The 19,544-nt window shown below is 57.9% G+C and carries 15 protein-coding genes and 1 pseudogene; 6 read left to right on the top strand and 10 right to left on the bottom strand.

The window, feature by feature from the left end; all coding sequences use genetic code 11:
• Positions 1 to 31 precede the first annotated feature (31 nt).
• Both ASD60_RS18550 and ASD60_RS18555 read right to left on the bottom strand, forming a co-directional pair.
• Positions 32 to 1,300 (bottom strand): type II toxin-antitoxin system HipA family toxin, encoded by a 1,269-nt coding sequence (locus ASD60_RS18550; RefSeq protein ID WP_056855395.1) that lies wholly within the window; start codon positions 1,298 to 1,300, stop codon positions 32 to 34.
• Positions 1,293 to 1,610 (bottom strand): helix-turn-helix domain-containing protein, encoded by a 318-nt coding sequence (locus ASD60_RS18555; protein WP_056855396.1) that lies wholly within the window; start codon positions 1,608 to 1,610, stop codon positions 1,293 to 1,295. The genes ASD60_RS18550 and ASD60_RS18555 overlap by 8 nt, the downstream gene beginning before the upstream one ends.
• 294 nt (positions 1,611 to 1,904) lie before the next feature.
• Here ASD60_RS18555 and ASD60_RS18560 point away from each other — a divergent pair, with 294 nt between their 5' ends.
• Complete coding sequence (locus ASD60_RS18560) at positions 1,905 to 4,082, top strand: GAF domain-containing hybrid sensor histidine kinase/response regulator (RefSeq protein ID WP_056855397.1); 2,178 nt, start codon at positions 1,905 to 1,907, stop codon at positions 4,080 to 4,082.
• An 80-nt stretch (positions 4,083 to 4,162) separates the two neighbouring features.
• On the opposite strand, the gene ASD60_RS29520 is transcribed toward ASD60_RS18560, so the two are convergent.
• On the bottom strand, positions 4,163 to 4,408 hold the full coding sequence (locus tag ASD60_RS29520) for a KGG domain-containing protein (RefSeq protein ID WP_330219577.1): 246 nt from the start codon (positions 4,406 to 4,408) through the stop codon (positions 4,163 to 4,165).
• A gap of 24 nt (positions 4,409 to 4,432) precedes the next feature.
• Positions 4,433 to 4,594: pseudogene (locus ASD60_RS29525) on the bottom strand (general stress protein); the annotation flags it as partial.
• 244 nt (positions 4,595 to 4,838) lie between these two features.
• Here ASD60_RS29525 and ASD60_RS18570 point away from each other — a divergent pair.
• Entirely contained in the window at positions 4,839 to 5,417 is a 579-nt protein-coding gene (locus ASD60_RS18570; protein WP_082557618.1) for an ATP-dependent Clp protease proteolytic subunit, read from the top strand.
• A 33-nt stretch (positions 5,418 to 5,450) separates the two neighbouring features.
• On the opposite strand, the gene ASD60_RS18575 is transcribed toward ASD60_RS18570, so the two are convergent.
• From ASD60_RS18575 to ASD60_RS18585, 3 genes are all read right to left on the bottom strand, one after another.
• Positions 5,451 to 6,380, bottom strand: coding sequence for a ZIP family metal transporter (locus ASD60_RS18575; RefSeq protein ID WP_056855400.1), 930 nt, complete (start codon positions 6,378 to 6,380; stop codon positions 5,451 to 5,453).
• A gap of 291 nt (positions 6,381 to 6,671) precedes the next feature.
• Entirely contained in the window at positions 6,672 to 7,844 is a 1,173-nt protein-coding gene (locus tag ASD60_RS18580; protein WP_056855401.1) for a PAS domain-containing sensor histidine kinase, read from the bottom strand.
• Positions 7,834 to 8,649, bottom strand: coding sequence for an alpha/beta fold hydrolase (locus ASD60_RS18585; protein ID WP_056855402.1), 816 nt, complete (start codon positions 8,647 to 8,649; stop codon positions 7,834 to 7,836). Before ASD60_RS18585 ends, ASD60_RS18580 begins: the two co-directional genes overlap by 11 nt.
• 298 nt (positions 8,650 to 8,947) lie before the next feature.
• On the opposite strand from ASD60_RS18585, the gene mexE reads away from it, so the two are divergent.
• From mexE to ASD60_RS18600, 3 genes are read left to right on the top strand one after another with little or no spacing between them, the layout of a single operon-like run.
• On the top strand, positions 8,948 to 10,201 hold the full coding sequence (mexE, locus tag ASD60_RS18590) for a multidrug efflux RND transporter periplasmic adaptor subunit MexE (RefSeq protein WP_056855403.1): 1,254 nt from the start codon (positions 8,948 to 8,950) through the stop codon (positions 10,199 to 10,201).
• 15 nt (positions 10,202 to 10,216) lie between these two features.
• Positions 10,217 to 13,405, top strand: a complete 3,189-nt coding sequence (locus tag ASD60_RS18595) for an efflux RND transporter permease subunit (protein WP_056855404.1) — start codon at positions 10,217 to 10,219, stop codon at positions 13,403 to 13,405.
• Positions 13,405 to 14,826, top strand: coding sequence for an efflux transporter outer membrane subunit (locus tag ASD60_RS18600; RefSeq protein WP_056855405.1), 1,422 nt, complete (start codon positions 13,405 to 13,407; stop codon positions 14,824 to 14,826). Before ASD60_RS18595 ends, ASD60_RS18600 begins: the two co-directional genes overlap by 1 nt.
• A gap of 201 nt (positions 14,827 to 15,027) precedes the next feature.
• On the opposite strand, the gene ASD60_RS18605 is transcribed toward ASD60_RS18600, so the two are convergent.
• The 3 genes from ASD60_RS18605 to ASD60_RS18615 are packed head-to-tail and all read right to left on the bottom strand — an operon-like array spanning position 15,028 to position 18,332.
• A complete protein-coding gene (locus ASD60_RS18605) occupies positions 15,028 to 16,002 on the bottom strand; it encodes an HlyD family efflux transporter periplasmic adaptor subunit (protein WP_056855406.1) in 975 nt (324 codons plus the stop codon).
• Positions 16,003 to 16,006: 4 nt separating this feature from the next.
• Positions 16,007 to 16,207 (bottom strand): DUF1656 domain-containing protein, encoded by a 201-nt coding sequence (locus tag ASD60_RS18610; RefSeq protein ID WP_056855407.1) that lies wholly within the window; start codon positions 16,205 to 16,207, stop codon positions 16,007 to 16,009.
• Positions 16,197 to 18,332 (bottom strand): FUSC family protein, encoded by a 2,136-nt coding sequence (locus tag ASD60_RS18615; protein WP_056855408.1) that lies wholly within the window; start codon positions 18,330 to 18,332, stop codon positions 16,197 to 16,199. Before ASD60_RS18615 ends, ASD60_RS18610 begins: the two co-directional genes overlap by 11 nt.
• A 154-nt stretch (positions 18,333 to 18,486) precedes the next feature.
• Between ASD60_RS18615 and ASD60_RS18620 the strand changes: the two genes are divergently transcribed.
• The gene (locus ASD60_RS18620; RefSeq protein WP_056855409.1) at positions 18,487 to 19,542 is read left to right on the top strand and encodes a tetratricopeptide repeat protein; all 1,056 of its coding nucleotides are present in this window, start codon (positions 18,487 to 18,489) and stop codon (positions 19,540 to 19,542) included.
• The last annotated feature ends 2 nt before the right edge of the window (positions 19,543 to 19,544 follow it).

Consider the following 19,544-nt stretch of genomic DNA (forward strand, 5'->3'; position numbering starts at 1 on the left):
TCCTAATCTGATTATTTTGCCTTTCCACACACTATGGACCACGGTGTAACCGAGCTACGTTCTGATCGATGCGGTCTTGGATCGTGCGCAAGGTGTCTCGAGTAATAACCTGTGGATACAGGTTCTCGGCGATGCTTTCAAACTGGCTCGCCACATCACAAATGCCGTCAATCATTCTGCCTGCAATCTCCGGGGGCACCTCGGCTTCCTCGGCCAGCCGAAGCATTTGCGTGCGGGAAATCGACAGTGCTTCCCCCATCACATCCATCTGGTGATATCCACTTGGCCCCTCGCAGAAGGTCACGTCGTAAGCCGGTGACAGTCTCCACTGACCGTCTTGCGACATGATGTAGGCGAAGTTCTTGGGATGATCGTCTCTGTTGTTGAACGCAACGTTGAAGACTGCACGTTCGAACGCCCGCGCCATTTCTCGCACGTCGTTGGTACACATCTGTGTTGCCCGCAGGAAGTTGACGTAGTCCAACACTCCCGGGGAGCGGTAATTTGCCCCCGTAAACGCCGCGAGGCTTTGCATGGGTACGCGTAGACCATCCCGACGGTCAAATCGCTTACTGGCGAACGCCGCCAACCCATCAGGCAGATTGAAATACTGCGTGTCAGGGGTCTCGATACCGCACATGCGCAGGCATTCGGCGTAGACCATTTCGACAGCGCACACCTCGGCATGTTCTTCTTTGGCCGGGAACTTGATCAACCATGCTTCAAAGCCCGGCGTGGCGGCAGTGGTAAATCCGCCAGTTTCTGGATCGCGATAGACGAGGGCCTTAGGCCTTGCGCCTTGAGGCGAGCCGCCCACCAGCAGCAACGTCTGCAGGAACTCGCCACCGTCTCCATGGAGGACTTTCTGTACTTCGGCGGCAAGCTGCTGCAGCGGGATGTGGACTTCAGATTCCTGCCCTTCGGGTGCCACGGGCTCAAACGTCATGGCCCCCATTGCATTGCTACCAATGTAGGTCAGCCGTTCCAGTGAACCGATGCGTGCTGTGGTGAGCCCGCGACGCCTGAACAAACGGTCCATCAGCAACATGCCCCACCCATCCGGCAAGGCGTCGTAAACAGGCCCTGGCAAGTACAGTTGGTGCTCTGGAAAATCTCGGCGCAAGTTAGCCCCCCCCAACGGCAGCGTGTAGGAGGACAGTTCCAAGCCCCTTTGCCTGGCTTCATTGCTGTACTCGAACACGATCAACGGGCGACCGGTCAGGGCAGTCGTGGAGACCAGCGTGCCCCATTGCCATCGTTCACCCCATCCCTCGTAGAAGACGTTCACCTGCTCAAGCATTGCCGGACTTCCTTTTTGTACGGAGACGATTGGCGCTGTTTTCGTAGCGCCGAATGTCCTCGATGCTGTCCAGTCTAGGCAGAAACAGGCCTTCCAGTTCCTTGGTTCGGCCAAGAGCCATCGCCACCCGAACGACGTTCTCGAATCCGACATTGCGCCCGGCTTCAAGGTTGGAGACTGTATTTGTGCCGATGCCGGCACGTCCGGCCAAGTCGGCTTGTGTCATATCCTGCGCCAAGCGCTCTGTGCGCAAGCGATCGCAGAGGCGCTTGACGACCTCGCTCGGCTTGCTGAAGCTTAAATCCAACATAGAGTGCACCCAGCCTGTTCTGTGCCAGTTAATTCCCAAAATTATAGAATTAACGCCCAGCCCTATCAAGCAACTTAATTCCCTGAAGTTGTGTCTTATCGCCTAATTTCTAGCTTTAGACACAGTTCAAAGGATTTACATATCACCTGTGATCGGCCTGTTGAACTCGCCTGAGATCCCTGTCTGGTTTGACTGACCGCGCTGCAGGAAGCAAAGACAAACTGCGTTTGATCACATCGTTTGAACCTAGGCCAGTGCCCGACCCTCGGATACTAAAACCCCATAGGTGATGACATGGCAATCGAGGAGACGCTTCTGCGCCAGCGCAAGGTGCTTGCCAAATTTGGCGAGCTGGCCTTGGCGTCAGATGATTTGGAGCAAATTCTCGATGAAGCTTGCCGCTTGGTCGGCGACGGGCTCGGAACCAACATGGCGAAATTCATGCTGTTGTTGGAAGACGAGATCACTTTTTTTGTGCGAAATGGTGTGGGCTGGGCACCCAATGTCGTCGGGAAGGTGAAAGTAAAAGCCTGCGAGGGAACCCCTGAACGTCACTCTCTGGACACCAACGGCCCGGTCATTTCAACGGATATTGCAACGGAAACCCGCTTTCGCTATCACGATTTTCAAATCGAAAACGGCGTTAAAGCGTTCGTTAACGTGCTCGTCCACGGTGCCGATGGAGAACGTCCATTCGGCATTTTTGAGGTGGATAGTCGAATCCCTCGCCAGTTCACCGACAGCGATATCGATTTTCTTCGCGGTTACAGCAATTTGCTTGGCGCAGCTTTAAAGCGTTCCAAAACCATGCAAGCCATGCGCTTGACCGAAAAAAAGCTACGGGAAAGTGAAAGGCACTATCGAATAGCGGCTGAACTCAATCCGCTCTGGCCCTGGACGGCCGACAAAAACGGCAATCTCATTTCCATCGATCATCGCTGGTATGAATACACCGGCCTGACACCTGAGCAAACGTTGGATCGTCAATGGTCCAACGCGGTGCATCTTGAGGACAAGACGGCGTTGATAGTGCTCTGGGATCAATCATTGACCACCTTGCAGCCTTTCGACTCTCAAATCCGCTTACGCAAAGGCACCGGAGAATATCGTTGGTTCCGCGTCCGCGCGTTGTGCAGCCTCGGTATCGACGGTCATTGCGAGCAGTGGTACGGCACCATTGAAGACATCGACGATCGGGTTCAGCTAGAGAACGCATTGCGAGATTGGAACGAGCTGCTGGAGGACCGAATCAATCAGCGCACTCAGCAGTTGGAAGCCGAACAACATGAACGGGCGATGGCGGAACTCAAGCTTCGGCAGAGTCAGAAAATGGAAGCGGTAGGTCAACTGACCGGTGGCATTGCCCACGACTTCAACAACCTGTTGGCGGGCATCATCGGTAACCTGGAGCTGATGCAACGTCGAATTGATGCCGGTCGCCATGACAAACTGGCCCGTTACAACTCGATTGCCATGACCGCAGCGTCTCGCGCAGCCGCTTTGACGCAACGTCTGCTGGCGTTTTCGAGACAGCAATCACTCAACCCCGAAATTATCGAACCTCGCAAAGTAGTGGCCGATTTTGAAGACATGATCCGCCGTTCGGTCGGGCCGAGCATTGTAGTGGGGTGCTCGTTCAAGACCAGTGATCGTATCAAGTGCGATCTCAATCAGCTGGAGAATGCCCTGCTCAATCTTGCCATCAACGCAAGAGATGCCATGCCCAATGGCGGTACGCTGGATCTTTCGGTCGACCGATGCGTGATAGATGAAGCGTCGTCTTCCGAGAAAATGATGCCTACAGGATCCTATGTGAGCATATCCGTGACAGATTCCGGCACCGGGATCAAACCAGAGCTTTTGTCGCGCATTTTCGATCCGTTTTTTACCACCAAGAAAATCGGCGAAGGAACTGGCCTGGGTCTTTCAATGATCTATGGATTTACCCAACAATCCGGTGGGCAGGTGCGGGTCCACAGCAGCGTCGGCGTCGGCACCACCGTAACCCTGTATTTTCCAGTGGACAATTCTGAACCCGATAAGACCCAAGCCCATTCCGAATCAGGTTCGACGGAGCCAGTGGGGAACGGCGAAACTATTTTGCTGGTGGATGACGAAGCCGCGGTACGCCAGATGGCCTCGGAATTATTGAGCGAAACAGGTTACTGCGTAGTAGAGGCGGTCGATAGCGTATCGGCAATAAAGCAGGCAGAAAAGCTCGGGCACCTGGATTTGCTCCTGACTGACATTGGTCTGCCCGGCATGATGAACGGGATCAGCCTGGCGGCTGAACTGAAATTGAAATTCCCGCAAATGAAGGTGCTGTTCATCACCGGTTTCGCAGGTGGCTCCAGCCTGATTTCTGTCGATGCCACTACCAAGGTGCTGACCAAACCCTTCAGCCTGAATGAACTCAGTTCGCGTGTTCATGCTTTGATTCAGGTGAGTGCGGCAGACAGTGGTGCTTCGTAAAAAAGATCAGCAGCCAAAAGAGTCACCCGGGAAACTTTAAACCAAGCCCCGAAAAATCGGGGCTTGGTGATTACAAGGCATCAGGACTGACGCCCTCCGCCACCACTGTTTTCTCCTCCTTTGCGGCCTGCTTCAGACGCCTTGTCCCTGTCATCGGCAAAATTGCCGCCGCGTCCACTTTGCTGACCACCACCGGTGGATTGATCAGCCTCGTTGGATTGCCGTCCACCCGATGCCTGTCCGCCTTTCTGTCCAGGCTTGTTCATGTCCTCCATGTCATCGGTGAACTCTCCACCGCGTTGGGTACCCTGCCCGCCTCCGGACATACGATCAGCATCTCTCGATTGTTGTCCACCTGATGCCTGGCCACCTTTTTGGCCGGCTTCAGATGCTCGTTGTGGATCATTGGCGAAATTACCGCCTGAAGCTTGGCCACCTTTCTTGCCAGCTTCGGATGCCTTATCTCGGTCATTAGAAAAATTGCCGGGATTGTTATTTCCTGTATTGGCCATTTCAATCACCTCTGAATCATTGACACGAGCAGTCGCCCGTTTAATTCGGATGGCATGGGAAATCGAAAGTTTGAACAAAAAAAAGGCTTCGCGACCAGTGGATTTACGACGTTAGTTCAATGAAAAATAAAGACTTTCGACTGACGGAACAGGCACTCAAAAACCGGTTGATAAAGTCGAATATTTCGCTAACGAAAGGTCAATATTTACTAGACTGCATAGCGCATACGCAGCTTTACAAATTATGGATTTCGGAGGTCGGGCCATGACCGAACATATCGTGCATTTTCATTGCCAGATCGACCAGGCAACCACCGAGCGTTTCAGGGATTGCTGTCTCGAAGCCATTGATCAAGGTGCCACGTCTTTACTGTTGAACCTGTCCACATCCGGGGGCAGTACCAATTTCGGTTTCACGCTTTATACCTTCCTGAAATCGCTGCCAGTGCCATTGTGTGCAATCAATGCGGGGAACATCGAATCGATGGGCATCATCATGTTCCTGGCCGCAGGGCGCCGGATCACCTCTCCCCACTCACGCTTTCTGATCCACCCGATGAATTGGTATTTCAGTCAGAAATCCGTTGATCACCAACGTCTGCGTGAATACCTGTCGAGTCTCGACAATGACCTTGCGCGCTACGTGCAGATTTTCGCGCTGGAAACCGCTGAAGCGCAGACCAAACTCGATATCTTCCATTGCTTGTCCGCGGAGGAAAAAGTCATCGCCGCCCATGAGTCTCTCGCATACGGCATTGCTCACGAGATGAGGCAAATGGTGTTTGCCGATGATGTTAAACACTGGAAAGTCAGTGGCGGATGATCTGGCCAATGCAGAAACAATAACGCGAGTGTTTTATCCCAGCGCAGTATCGAGAAACATCATGACGCCAAAGCCCAGCATCAGGCCCAGTGTTGCCGGTGTTTCATGACCATTGCGATGGGTCTCGGGAATGACTTCATGGGACACCACAAAGATCATGGCGCCGGCGGCAAGGCCGAGTGCGATGGGGTAGCCAAGGGCAAAGCTGTTGGAAATACCGAGGCCGACCAGGGCGCCAAAAGGCTCCATCAGGCCTGATCCGACGGCAATCAGCGCCGCGCGCAGTGCCGTAATACCGGTCACTCGCAAAGCCATTGCAACCGCCAGACCTTCGGGTATGTCCTGAAGGGCGATCGCCGTGGTCAGCGGTATTCCCACCTGCATGTCGCCTGTTGCAAAGCTGACACCGATCGCCATGCCTTCGGGCAAGTTGTGCAACGTGATGGCCAGGACGAACAGCCATACCCGATTGATCCGTTTGGCTTCTGGGCCGCGTCGGCCGCTTTTTTCGTGCTCGTGAGGCACAAATCGATCAAGACCGATCATCAAGGCAACGCCCTGTGCCAAACCCAATACGACAATACCGGCTGCCAGTAACCCATTGCCGCTCAGTTGCCGAGCCGCCTCGATGCCAGGAAGAATAAGCGAGAAAGAGCTGGCGGCCAGCATCATCCCGGCAGCAAAGCCGAGCATGATGTCCTGGGTGCGAGCCGCAATGTCGCGAAGCGCAATCGCCACCACTGCGCCGAGCGCCGTTGCGCCGAATCCGGACAATCCCCCGAGTAAAGCAAAACGCAGATTGTCCTTGTTGCCCCCGACAACAGCGCTGTAACCGCTCACCATCAGCAACGCCATCACACAGGCCAACACCAGCCAAAACGCCATGCCTCCCCGTCCAGAACGGGTCAACTGTGTAAAGAAAGCACGCAGAGGAGCTACCAATGAAGAAGTCGACTGAGCCATGCAAGCCCCTTGGTTTTAAACACCGCGCGCTCAACAGCACGCGGTAAACATGTCGGATGGCACTCGATAGTAAAAGCAGCCCGGATGCCAGGCCACATTTATCTGAAACAAATGCATCGGGTTGATTTCAACACCCTGCCCCCAATGACAACCCGGTACAGCCTGGCCTTTGCTGTGCTCCGTTGAGCTCGGGCCTTGGTTGATCCCGCGGGGTCCTGCGATTCGCCAAACAATCAATCGAAACTCTGGAACACAACACCACGTCGATCATTGGTAATTTGTTGACCGGCCTTATTCAGGATGGGGAAGATGCACGCTGAACCGAGTGCCCTCCTCGGCCGTCGAGCTGACCGCAACCTCCCCGCCATGGGACCTGGCTATTTCTCTGACGATGAACAAACCAAGCCCCACGCTTCGCACATCACTGTCGGTTTCGGTGCCACGGGTCATGGGTTCGAACAGAGCGGCCACTAATGCATCCGCAATTGCCGGGCCGTGGTTATGGACCGAGATCACCGATTGATCGTCACCCCATTCGGAAACAATAGTGATCGGATGCGCCAGATCACCATACGCCACGCTGTTGGCGACCAGATTGCCAATGACTTGCTGCACCCGGTCAGCATCCAGATAAGCGCGGCCAGAACCGTTGGACGTGTGCAAGAGTGTGGCTTGCGGAAAAGCGACACGCAGTTCATCAATGCTTTGGCTGATGAATCGATGCAAATCCAGCCAATCGGGATTGACCGCTATACCCCGCCCAATGCGCGCCAGGGCAAAGTCCAGCAAATCTCCGATCATGCGCTCGGCGCGGTCGGTCGAGCGACTGATGTGCTCGAGCATCTTGCTTTCCTTTGCGCTGCGCTCGGATTGGGCGAGGATGTCGGAAGCCATTCTGATAGCCGTCAAAGGGTTCTTCAGATCGTGGCTGACAATCGCGACCATTTGTTCGGCGAATGAAGCGCGGCGCTGGGATTTTTCGTAAGCGTCGTTCAACGCTGTTTGCGCCTGTTGCAGGGCCGTTTCGGCTGCTGTTTTTTCCCGCAGCAAAGCTTCTGCAGTTCGCCGGGCGTTGAGCAATTCGCGCTCGTACTTGTCGCGATCGGTGGTGCCGAACAGCGCCAGTTCATAAAACGCGCCACTTTCGTGCTCTCGTCGCACGCCGTTGAGCAGCATAGTGATGATGCGTTTGTTTCGGTGCAGCAGATCGAGCTTCACTTCGGCCACCGAACCCTGCATCTGCATCAGGGGCGCCCAGTGGGTCTGGTGGAAAATCCGCCCACCCATCGTCAACAGGTCCTGGAAACGCCGACCGACCAAATCAGGGGCATCGCAGCCGATCCAATGGCTGAAGGTCTGATTGCTACGCACAATGGTGCCATCTTCCCTGGTGACGACCAGCCCGCAGGGAGCCCCGTCGAACAGTGCTTGCGGATCGAGCAAAAACGGTATGTCAGCCGGCATTGGCAGCCGTCCACGGCAACAAGAAGTTGTCGATAGCTTCAGAACAGGCGCTAGGTACACTCATGTGCGGGCAATGACCGACGTTGGCGACGATGCACAGTGTGCTGTTGGGCATTACGGCTTCCAGGTACTTGCCGACCGCAATGGGGGCGATCAGATCATCGGCCGATTGCAGAATCAATGTCGGGGTGGTCAATCCGGCAACATCCTTGCGATTGTCGGACATGAACGTCACCCGTGCGAACTGCTTGGCGATCTCAGGCTCGGTACGACAAAAGCTGTTGGTCAACTCTTCGCTCAGCGCCGGCTGGCCGGGTGCGCCCATGATGACCGGGGCCATGGTGCTGGACCAGCCCAGATAGTTGCTGTCCAGGGTATCAAGCAGCGAGTGAATGTCTTCAAGCTTGAAGCCACCCACGTAGTTGTCGGAATCGATATAGCATGGCGACGGGCCGATCATCACATGCGCGTCGATTTTCCCGGGGGACATGCGGTCAGCCAGGACACCGATCATACTGCTGACGGAGTGGCTGACCACGATCACTGGCCCGCAGGCATACTCATCAATGATGTCACCCAAATCCTGAGCGTAGCCCGCCAACGAGTCGTATTTTTGGCGAACATAGGCCCCGAGGTCCGATTGACCCGCGCCTACCAGATCGTACAGCACGACTTTGAAATGCCCGGTGAAGTGATCGACGAGATAACGCCACATGGTCTGGTCGCAGCCAAAGCCATGGGACAAAATGAGCGTCGCCGAGCCTTCACCGATCACTTTTACATTGTTGCGACTTTGAAGGGACATGCTTGTTATCCAGGGCGGGCCGGAATCAACTCCGATAGCGGGCAGTGTAGATACTCGACAGTGTCCGGTCACGCTTAACTGCCTGCCGGTGGCGTTGACTCATGCCCTTTGATGCATTTTCGGCAACACTGAATTGCTATTGACTCAATTGATAGTCCGCTGATCAGAGGTGCATGCTAGAGGGCTGCATGGGGCCTCATATCATTCCGGATGATAGTTACCTTCGGCTCATTCGATTCGTGCCATACAACCTCGCCGAGCATCATTCGCCAATCTAAACACATTGGCGGATGCATCCATGGAACAGTCATTCAAACATTTGCGCTTCCCGTTGGCTTTATTGGCCATGGTGGTGATCAGCGCTTGCGGCAAGGCACCGGAAACGGCCGCTACGATGCCGGCGGCGAAAGTCAGCGTCGCCAAGGTGCTCGAGCAGCCGGTCAACGAGTGGGACGAGTTCACCGGGCGCCTTGAGGCACCGGAAACCGTAGAGATCCGTCCACGGGTCTCCGGCCAGATCGATGAAGTGGCGTTCACCGAGGGTGCCCTCGTCAAGAAAGGCGACCTGTTGTTCCAGATTGACCCGCGTCCGTTCCAGGCCGAGGTTCGCCGCCTCGAAGCGCTGGTCTCTCAGGCCCGCGCCACCGCCACCCGCAGCGAAAACGAAGCCCAGCGCGGTGAGCGCCTGCGTACCAGCAATGCGATTTCCGCCGAACTGGCCGATTCGCGAACCAGTGCCGCCCAGGAAGCCCGCGCCGCAGTCGGCGCCCTGCAAGCTCAACTGGACCTGGCCAAGCTGAACCTCAGCTTTACCCGCGTCACCGCGCCGATCAGCGGTCGCGTCAGCCGTGCCGAGATCACCGCCGGTAACCTGGTGACCGCCGATACCACCGCGCTGACCAGCGTGGTGTCCACCGACAAGGTCTATGCCTACTTCGACGCTGACGAGCGTGTGTTCCTCAAGTACACCCAACTCGCACGCCAGGGTAAACGCGGCGCCACCACCCCGGTTTACATGGGCCTGTCCAACGAAGACGGCAACCCGCACCAGGGCGTGATGAACTTCGTCGACAACCAGGTCAACCCGAAAACCGGCACCATCCGTGGTCGCGCCGTGTTCGACAACAGCGACGGCAGCTACACCCCGGGCCTGTATGCACGCCTGAAACTGGTAGGCAGCGGCACCTACAACGCCATGCTGATCAATGACGAAGCAGTCGGCACTGACCTTGGCAAAAAGTTTGTGCTGGTGATGGATGCCGACAACAAGACCGCCTACCGCGCCGTTGAGCTGGGGCCGAAGATCGAAGGCTTGCGCATCGTGCGCAACGGCTTGAACAAGGACGACACCATCATCGTCAAGGGCCTGCAACGGGTACGCCCCGGTTCGCCAGTCACCCCTGAAGTGATCCCGATGGCCAGCGAACAAACGCTCGCGGCCCTCGCACAACAACGACAAGCGCTGGAAGCCAGCAACCTGCCACAAGTCGCACCTGCCAAGGTTGCGCCGGGCACGGCTGTGAAACTGGCTGCAGCGACCCCACGCGGTTAAGGGATAACGACTCCGATGAATTTCTCCCAATTCTTCATTTCACGGCCGATCTTCGCAGCGGTGCTTTCGCTGCTGATCCTGATCGCCGGTGCGATCTCGCTGTTCCAGTTGCCGATCAGCGAATACCCGGAAGTGGTGCCGCCGACTGTTGTGGTTCGTGCGAACTTCCCGGGTGCCAACCCGAAAGTCATCGGTGAAACCGTAGCCGCTCCCCTGGAGCAAGCGATCACCGGCGTCGAGAACATGCTCTATATGTCCTCGCAGTCGACCGCCGACGGCAAGATCACCCTGACCATCACCTTTGCGCTGGGCACTGACCTGGACAACGCTCAGGTGCAGGTGCAGAACCGCGTGACCCGGACCGAGCCGAAACTTCCCGAGGAAGTGACGCGCATCGGCATCACCGTGGACAAGGCGTCGCCCGACCTGACGATGGTGGTGCACTTGACCTCGCCGGACAAACGCTACGACATGCTCTACTTGTCCAACTACGCCCTGCTCAACATCAAGGATGAGCTGGCGCGTCTGGGCGGTGTCGGTGACGTTCAACTGTTCGGCATGGGCGATTACTCGCTGCGGGTGTGGCTCGATCCGAACAAGACCGCTTCGCGCAACCTGACTGCAACGGATGTAGTGACCGCGATTCGTGAACAGAACCGCCAGGTAGCGGCCGGTGCCCTGGGCGCCCCGCCTGCGCCGAATGCCACCGCGTTCCAGCTGTCGGTCAACACCCAGGGTCGTCTGGTTTCCGAGGAAGAGTTCGAGAACATCATCATTCGCTCGGGCGATAACGGTGAAATCACTCGCCTTAAAGACATCGCTCGGGTCGAGCTGGGTTCCAGCCAATACGCCCTGCGCTCGTTGCTCAACAACCAGCCGGCGGTGGCGATCCCGATCTTCCAGCGTCCGGGTTCGAACGCGATCGAAATCTCCAACGAAGTGCGGTCGAAAATGGCCGAGCTGAAGAAGAGCTTCCCCGAAGGCATGGACTTCAGCATTGTCTATGACCCGACGATCTTCGTGCGCGGTTCCATCGAGGCAGTGGTGCATACCCTCTTCGAAGCGCTGATCCTCGTGGTGCTGGTGGTGATCCTGTTCCTGCAGACCTGGCGCGCGTCGATCATTCCGTTGGTGGCGGTGCCGGTATCGTTGATCGGTACGTTTGCGGTGATGCACTTGTTCGGATTCTCGCTGAACGCCCTGTCGTTGTTCGGCCTGGTATTGGCGATCGGTATCGTGGTCGACGATGCGATCGTGGTGGTGGAGAACGTCGAGCGCAACATTGAACTCGGACTGACGCCGGTCGAAGCGACCAAAAAAGCCATGGGCGAGGTCACCGGCCCGATCATCGCCACGGCGCTAGTGCTGTGTGCGGTGTTCGTACCGGCGGCGTTCATTTCTGGCCTGACGGGTCAGTTCTATAAGCAGTTCGCCTTGACCATTGCGATTTCGACGGTGATTTCGGCCTTCAACTCGCTGACCCTGTCGCCGGCACTGGCTGCGGTATTGCTCAAGGGCCATGACGCACCGAAGGATCGTTTCTCCAAGGTGCTGGACAAGATGTTTGGCGGCTGGTTGTTCCGCCCGTTCAACCGTTTCTTCGAAAAGGCCAGCCACGGTTATGTCGGCACCGTTGCCCGTGTGATCCGCTCAAGCGGTATCGCCCTGCTGCTGTATGCCGGCCTGATGGTCCTGACCTTCTTCGGTTTTTCCAGCACCCCGACCGGTTTCGTACCCGGCCAGGACAAGCAATACCTGGTGGCCTTCGCGCAATTGCCGGATGCGGCGAGCCTGGACCGTACCGAAGACGTGATCAAGCGCATGTCCGACCTGGCGCTGAAACAGCCTGGCGTGGAAAGCGCGGTGGCCTTCCCTGGCCTGTCGATCAACGGTTTCACCAACAGCCCGAACGCCGGCATCGTGTTCGTGACCTTGAAACCGTTCGACGAGCGCAAAGACCCGAGCATGTCCGCCGGTGCCATCGCCGGTGCCTTGAACGGCCAGTACGCCGGGATTCAGGAAGCCTACATGGCGATCTTCCCGCCACCGCCGGTACAAGGCCTGGGCACCATCGGTGGTTTCCGCCTGCAGATCGAAGACCGGGGCAACCTGGGCTACGAAGAGCTGTACAAAGAAACCATGAACATCATCAACAAGAGCCACAGCGTGCCGGAACTGGCCGGGTTGTTCACCAGCTACACCGTGAACGTGCCACAGGTCGATGCCGCCATCGACCGTGAGAAAGCCAAGACCCACGGCGTGGCCGTCAGCGACATCTTCGACACCCTGCAGATCTACCTGGGTTCGCTGTATGCCAACGACTTCAACCGCTTCGGTCGCACCTATCAGGTCAACGTTCAGGCCGAACAACAGTTCCGCCTCGAATCCGACCAGATCGGCCAGCTGAAAGTGCGCAACAACAAAGGCGAGATGATCCCGCTGGCGACCTTCATCAAGGTCAGCGACACCTCGGGACCTGACCGCGTGATGCACTACAACGGTTTCATTACCGCTGAAATCAACGGTGCGGCAGCCCCCGGCTACAGCTCCGGCCAGGCCGAAAAAGCCATCGAGAAACTGCTCAAGGAAGAACTTCCGAACGGCATGACCTACGAATGGACCGACCTGACCTACCAGCAGATTCTGTCCGGCAACACCGCGCTGTTCGTGTTCCCGCTCTGTGTGCTGCTGGCGTTCCTGGTGTTGGCGGCCCAATACGAAAGCTGGAGCCTGCCACTGGCGGTGATCCTGATCGTACCGATGACCCTGCTGTCGGCCATTACCGGGGTGATCGCCTCCGGTGGCGACAACAACATCTTTACCCAGATCGGTTTGATCGTACTGGTGGGGCTTGCCTGTAAGAACGCGATTCTGATCGTCGAGTTTGCCAAGGACAAACAGCTCGAAGGCATGAGCCCGCTGGCGGCGGTACTCGAAGCGTGCCGTCTGCGTCTGCGGCCGATCCTGATGACCTCCTTCGCGTTCATCATGGGTGTGGTGCCACTGGTGTTCTCCAGCGGTGCCGGTGCCGAGATGCGTCATGCGATGGGTGTGGCGGTGTTCTCCGGGATGCTCGGGGTGACCTTCTTCGGTCTGCTGCTGACGCCGGTGTTCTACGTACTGATCCGTAACTTCGTCGAACGCGGTGAAGCGCGCAAAGCCGCCAAGGCGCTGAAACTGCAAAATCAGCTGGAGTCGCATTGATGAGTTTGAAAGCTTTCCTGCCGAGCCTGCTGGTACTGGCACTGAGCGCCTGTGCCGTCGGCCCGGACTACAAGACCCCAGCCACAGAACCGGCCAACATCACCACCGCCACCGACGGTGCGGCCGGTCAGAAGAATTTTGACCGCTCGCGTTTCGAAGGCATCTGGTGGCAGCAGTTCGAAGACCCGACCCTCAACCAGTTGGTGACTGAATCGCTCAAGGGCAACCGCGATCTGCGCGTCGCCTTCGCCCGCTGGAAAGCGGCGCGGGCGATCCGTGACGACGTCAGCAATGACGCGATGCCGACGATCACCAGCCGGGTCAGCAGTGACCTGGGCAAGGGCCAGATCCCTGGCGAAACCACTGACCGGGTCAATAGCGAACGCTACGACCTGGGCCTGGACATGGCCTGGGAGATCGATCTGTTTGGCCGCATCCAGCGCAATCTGGAATCGGCCAACGCCGAGCAACAGGCACTCGAGGCTGATCTGTACCAGCTGCAAGTGACCATGATCGCCGAACTGGTGGATGCTTACGGTCAACTGCGCGGTGCCCAGCTGCGGGAAAAGATTGCCCTGGCCAACCTGGAGAACCAGCAGGAATCGCGCAAGATCACCATCAGCCTGCGTGATGCCGGCGTTGGCGATCAGCTCGATGTCGAGCGCGCCGATGCGCGCCTGGCCTCGGTCGAAGCCAGCGTGCCGCAATTGCAGGCGGAGCAGGTGCGGCAGAAAAACCGCATCGCTACCCTGCTCGGTGAACGCCCGGACAAGCTGACTGTGGACCTCAGCCCCAAAGACCTGCCGGCGATTGCCAAGGCGCTGCCGATTGGTGATCCGGGTGAACTGCTGCAACGCCGTCCGGATATTCTCAGTGCCGAACGCAAACTGGCCTCGGCCACGGCGCGCATCGGCGTGGCCAAAGCGGATTTGTTCCCGCGTGTCAGCCTCAGCGGCTTCCTCGGCTTCACCGCCGGGCGCGGTTCGCAGATCGGCTCCTCGGCGGCCAACGCCTGGGCGCTTGGCCCGAGCATTACCTGGGCGGCCTTCGATCTGGGCAGCGTGCGTGCCCGTCTGCGCGGCGCCGATGCCGACGCCGAAGGCGCACTGGCGACCTACGAGCAACAAGTGCTGTTGGCCCTGGAAGAATCGGAGAACGCCTTCAGCGATTACGGCAAGCGCCAACAACGGCTTATTTCATTGATTCGCCAGAGTGAGTCCAGCCGCTCCGCAGCCGATCTCGCCGAGATCCGCTACCGCGAAGGCACCGCCGATTTCCTCGTGCTGCTGGATGCGCAGCGCGAACGTCTGGCGGCTGAAGATACCCAGGCCCAGGCTGAGGTCGATCTGTATCGCGGCATCGTCGCGATCTACAAGGCCCTGGGCGGTGGCTGGCAGCCGGAGACGGTCGCCAGCAAGTAATTCGGTTTACTAAAGAGCTCCTTTGGTTGGCCGCAACCAACCAAATTTTTTGCCCCGCGTATCATTCGGTCGCGGGGCTTTTTTTGCATTTTTTCAGCCAAACAACATGGATCCTGTAGGAGCTAAGATTGCTCGCGATGACGGTCGAAACTTCAACATTGATAGTGGCTGACATGACGCTATAGCGAGCAAGCTCGGCTCCTACGGGGGGTAGCGCTGGTCTTCGGAATTTTGGGATTGCTGCACGGTCACGGTGGCTGTTGTTCCGGCGCGCAGTTTGTCCTTGCCCGCATAATCCTCGTCGATCCGTATCCGCACCGGCACCCGCTGCGCCAGTTTCACCCAGGTATAACTGGGGTTGATGTTGGCCAGCAAACGCCCGCCCGGCAGGTTTTCACGGTCGGCGATGGCGAAGGCGATGCTTTGCACGGTGCCGCCAAATCGCTCGCCACTCATCAACTCGATAGCGACCCGGTCGCCCTCCCCGATTCGCGGCAATTTGGTTTCTTCGAAGTAGCCGCTGATATAAAACGAATCGCTGTCCACCAGCGCCACCAAGGGTCCACCCGCCGTTGCATAGTCACCCTGGCGGGTCAGCAGATTGGTGACGTAGCCGCTGACCGGCGACTCGACCCGGGTGCGTTCAAGATCATGTTCAGCCTCGGCCAGCGCAGCAATCGCCAGTTGCACGTTGGCCTGGGCAAACCCCAGATTGGCCTGGTTGCGCAGCAAATCAGCTTCGGCCACGGATACATCGGTGTTGGCTTTTTCCCACTCTTCGCCGGAGATTGCCGAGCGTTCCTTGAGGGTCCGCCGACGGCGTTCTTCGCTCTGGCGCTGGCGAAGCAGTGCCTGGCTGGCGACAATCGTCGCTTGCGATTGCCCCAGTGAGGCCTTGGACACTTCCACCGCGCGCTTGGCGTGCTCCACTGCCAGGGTGTAGCGCGAGGGATCGATCTCCAGCAGCAACTGGCCCTTGTCCACATGCTGGTTATCCTGCACGTTGAGTTTGACGATGCGTCCGGCGACATCAGCGGACAATGTCACCACATCGGCGCGTACCCTGGCGTCCCGGGTCCACGGCGCGCGCGTGTAATGCTCCCAGGCAAACCAGCCGAGCACAAACGCCAGCGCTACCACGGCTAACGTCGAGAGTCGGGCAAGAATCGTCTTCAAGGCATCAGGCTCCCATCCACAGAATCAGTGTCGCGCACACGCAGGCGTACAGCGCGCCTTCGAACAACGCTTCATGCCAGACCAACCGCAGCACGCCGAGGCGGCGCAGCAGCCAGTCCAGCAGCAAAAATATCGGCAGCCCCAGCAACAGTGCCTGGGCAATCGGCGGCAGATAAACACCGCCTATTTCCAGATCAATGGGCAAGTGTCGGTTCTCCTTGGGGTGCTGTGGATTCAAAGTGGCCGCGGTGTCGTTCCAGGAATGACACGACGATCAGCAGCGCTACGCGCATGCGGAACACCGACCATAAATGTTCATGCACGCTTGAATGCAACGCGTCCAGTTCATCACCCAAGCTGTGCAGGCTGCCTAGCACGCGATCGACATCGATATTGGCCCGGCCGGCGACCAGGCGCCCGGTTTCCTGAACGGTGGCGAACAAACGCTCCTGCGTCTGCGGGCTCAACAACACGTTGTTTTGCCCCTGCTGCCTGAGCTGATTCAAGGCAATGCCCAGGGCCATACTGCCAAGGCTGACTTCGAACAGTTCCCGCGAAGACGAGTCCTCGATGGCTGGCAACAAGCCCAGCATCATGGTCAGGCGATCGACCATGCGGCTTTCGAAAGCAAACTGGTTTTCATCGGTGGCCGCAGCTTTCAGCAAGGCGTAGACCTGTTCGCAGTTTTCCTGGTGCAACCGACGCATGCGCAGGCCGGGCCTGAAGGGGAAAATCAAGGCATAGACACTCAAGGCAAGAGCGGCAGCGCACACGTAAGCACCGGCAAATTCGAACCATTGAATCGCGGTGTTCTGGCCCAAACCGGTGTTTTGCGGACCTAACAGCAAAAACGTGGTCAGCCCCAGACCGATCCCGGTCCCTGTGGTCGGCGGGCTGGACAACCCGACGGCGACCGCATACAGCAATGGCACCAATAACAAAGCGAGCAATTCGAAGCTGCTGATCATCGGTACCAGGGCGAACTGAAGCACCGCCGACACGACCAACGCCAACCCCAACCCTCTGGCGTAACTCTGGACTGCCAGCAATGGCCGGGGAAATGTCGCCATCAACGAACAGAGAATGCCGGTCACAATCATCCCGCCACGCGCGCCGTCCCAGCCGGTTTCGATCCAGATCAGGCCCGCGACCATCAGCGCGCTGTAGGCGCGGATAGCGTTCATCGCCGCCAGCGTGTAATCCAGATGCAAGGGATTCTTCTGCCCACGAAACATGCTGCTGGCGCCGCGCCCGCTCTGGATCGCGTCGCTCAACTCAAGAATGGTTTCCAGCTGCTGCAGCATTCGCGCCTGTTCCCAGCGCAAAGACCATGACAGCGAGCGTAATGTCGCCTTGAGCGGTTCGGTAAGCTGTTCCGAGCGATAAGCCAGCGCATCAAAACGCTTTTGCAATACCGCAAACTGCCGTCGTTGCTCCGCCGGAAGTGCGCGCCCTTGCCGGGCCAATTCATCGAGAAACTCCAGTTCTTCGGTGAGCAACTGCCGAATCTCCAAGGGAATCTCACCCTCCCAGCGCTCCAGCAACAATTCGCGCTGATGGCGCAACGCAGTCAGCCGTGCCGTCAACAGCACCAGTTGGTTGCCCAACAATTGCACCAGATCGTCGGCACTGCGCAACCGCGGTGCATCGTAATAGAGGTGGCGGCGAACGCCTTCCAATGCACCAATCTGCGCAAGCAGCTGCATTTGTCGCCGATGGAACTCGGCCTCGCTTTCTTCAGTACGGATGACGGCGCTGGCGTGCGTGGCCAGCAGCTTGATCACCTGATCGATCCGCGCGAAGTAATCCTTGGCCACGGCTTCCGGACGGGCGGTCAATAGACTCACCACGCAAACACAGGCCACCGCGAGCAATGTTTCGGTGACACGGGTGACGGCCAGCAAAAATGTGCCGTCAGGTTCCGGCACGGCCAGCAAACCGACGACCACCGCCGTATACCCGCTGAGTACGAATGCCTGCGAACTGGTGTAGCGCAACAAGGTGCCACCGGCAGTACACAACGCCAGCCACAGGGACAGCGTGATAAGAAACGGCACCGGCGCCTGGGGGAAAATCGCCATGATCAGCACCGCCACAGCCGCGCCAAGCGTAGTGCCGATGACTTGGCCGAAACTGCGGGCCAAGACCATGCCGGCCAAGGGCTGGCTAATGATGACCACGGCCATGATCGACCATTTGGGTTGCTCAAGATCGAACACAAATGCCAGGTACAGCGTCAGCAACCCGGCCGCAATGGTTCGCAAGGCAAACAGCAACACCCCGGGGCCGGGGTGAATGATCGCCTTGAAGTACTGCAAAAACGGCTGCATGGAACGCTCGTTGATTGCTATTCAGCAAGCGTAGACACTGCTTCGCAACCTCGACAACCTGAAGAAAGCGCTTTGCAAGCGCCCAAGGTTTGACTCACAGCCCTGCCTGACCGAAGCTGATCACTTTGCAAAAGCTTGCCAGCCCGGATTCTGCATGCCCAAGTCCCGCCGTTACCTGCTAATCAGCCTCTGTGTCCTGTTCGCCATCGGTCTTGCGTGGGCGTTTCTGCGCAGTACAACCCCTGTGATACCGGAGGCCATCAAGCGTGGTTACAGCGAAGCTCTGGAAAAGGCCCGGGCCGGCCAACCGGGTGCGGCACGGGTGCTTTACCAGCAACTGGCCCGGCCTGACATTTCGCCGAAACGACGCGTCTGGCTGCATGCCGAACTGCCCAACTATCCGAGCTCCGTCGCGCTGAAACTGGCTGATGCGGATTTGCAGCATGAATCAGCGGACGTGCGTATTGCCGCGATCAAAAGCATCAGCGGGCTGGTGTCCAGTGGCCAACGCACTCTGTTGCTGGGGCCATTGCTCGATGACCCCGAGCGAAGCGTACGCCTGGCCGCGGTCAACGCATTGCTCGGGCTTTCACCGGATGACCTTGGTCTGTATTTCGCGCCGCTGGAACAGGCCATCGATGCCTGGCAGCAAACGCTCAAAAGTGCGCCGCAGAGTGCCGAAAACCAATATCAATTGGCGCGGTTGTATCTGCACAATGCCCAATTCAAAGAAGCCCAGCAGGCTCTTGAAAATACTTTGCGCCTTGCCCCGGACAATTTGCCGGCGCTGGTGATGCAGATCGAGGTGCTGGATAAACTTGGTCAGAACGACGCCGCTCGCCAGTTGCTGGCCAAACAACTGAAGGCGCAGCCCGATTCAGCCTATTTGCAACATGCACTGGGGATGTGGCTGTTGCATCACGGACAAAGCGAGTTCGCCCTGCTCGGCCTGTCCAAGGCCGTAGAGCTTGAACCGGACAACAAGGATTACCGCTATGACCTGGCCACCACGCTGCACGGTGAACAGGAACTGGCAGCGGCGCAGAAGCAATTGCAGGATATCGTGCAGCGACACCCCAACGATCGCCGGGCGCGGGTGCTGCTGATCAACTACTGGAAGGAAAGCGGCCAGTTGCAAAACGTACAGATCCTGCTGGCCCAACTCGAACAGCTCAATCCGGATGATCCGGCCTTGCAGCAAGGTCTGTAAGG

It is taken from the genome of Pseudomonas sp. Root562 (genome assembly GCF_001427125.1).
In the GTDB taxonomy this organism is placed as follows: Bacteria; Pseudomonadota; Gammaproteobacteria; order Pseudomonadales; family Pseudomonadaceae; genus Aquipseudomonas.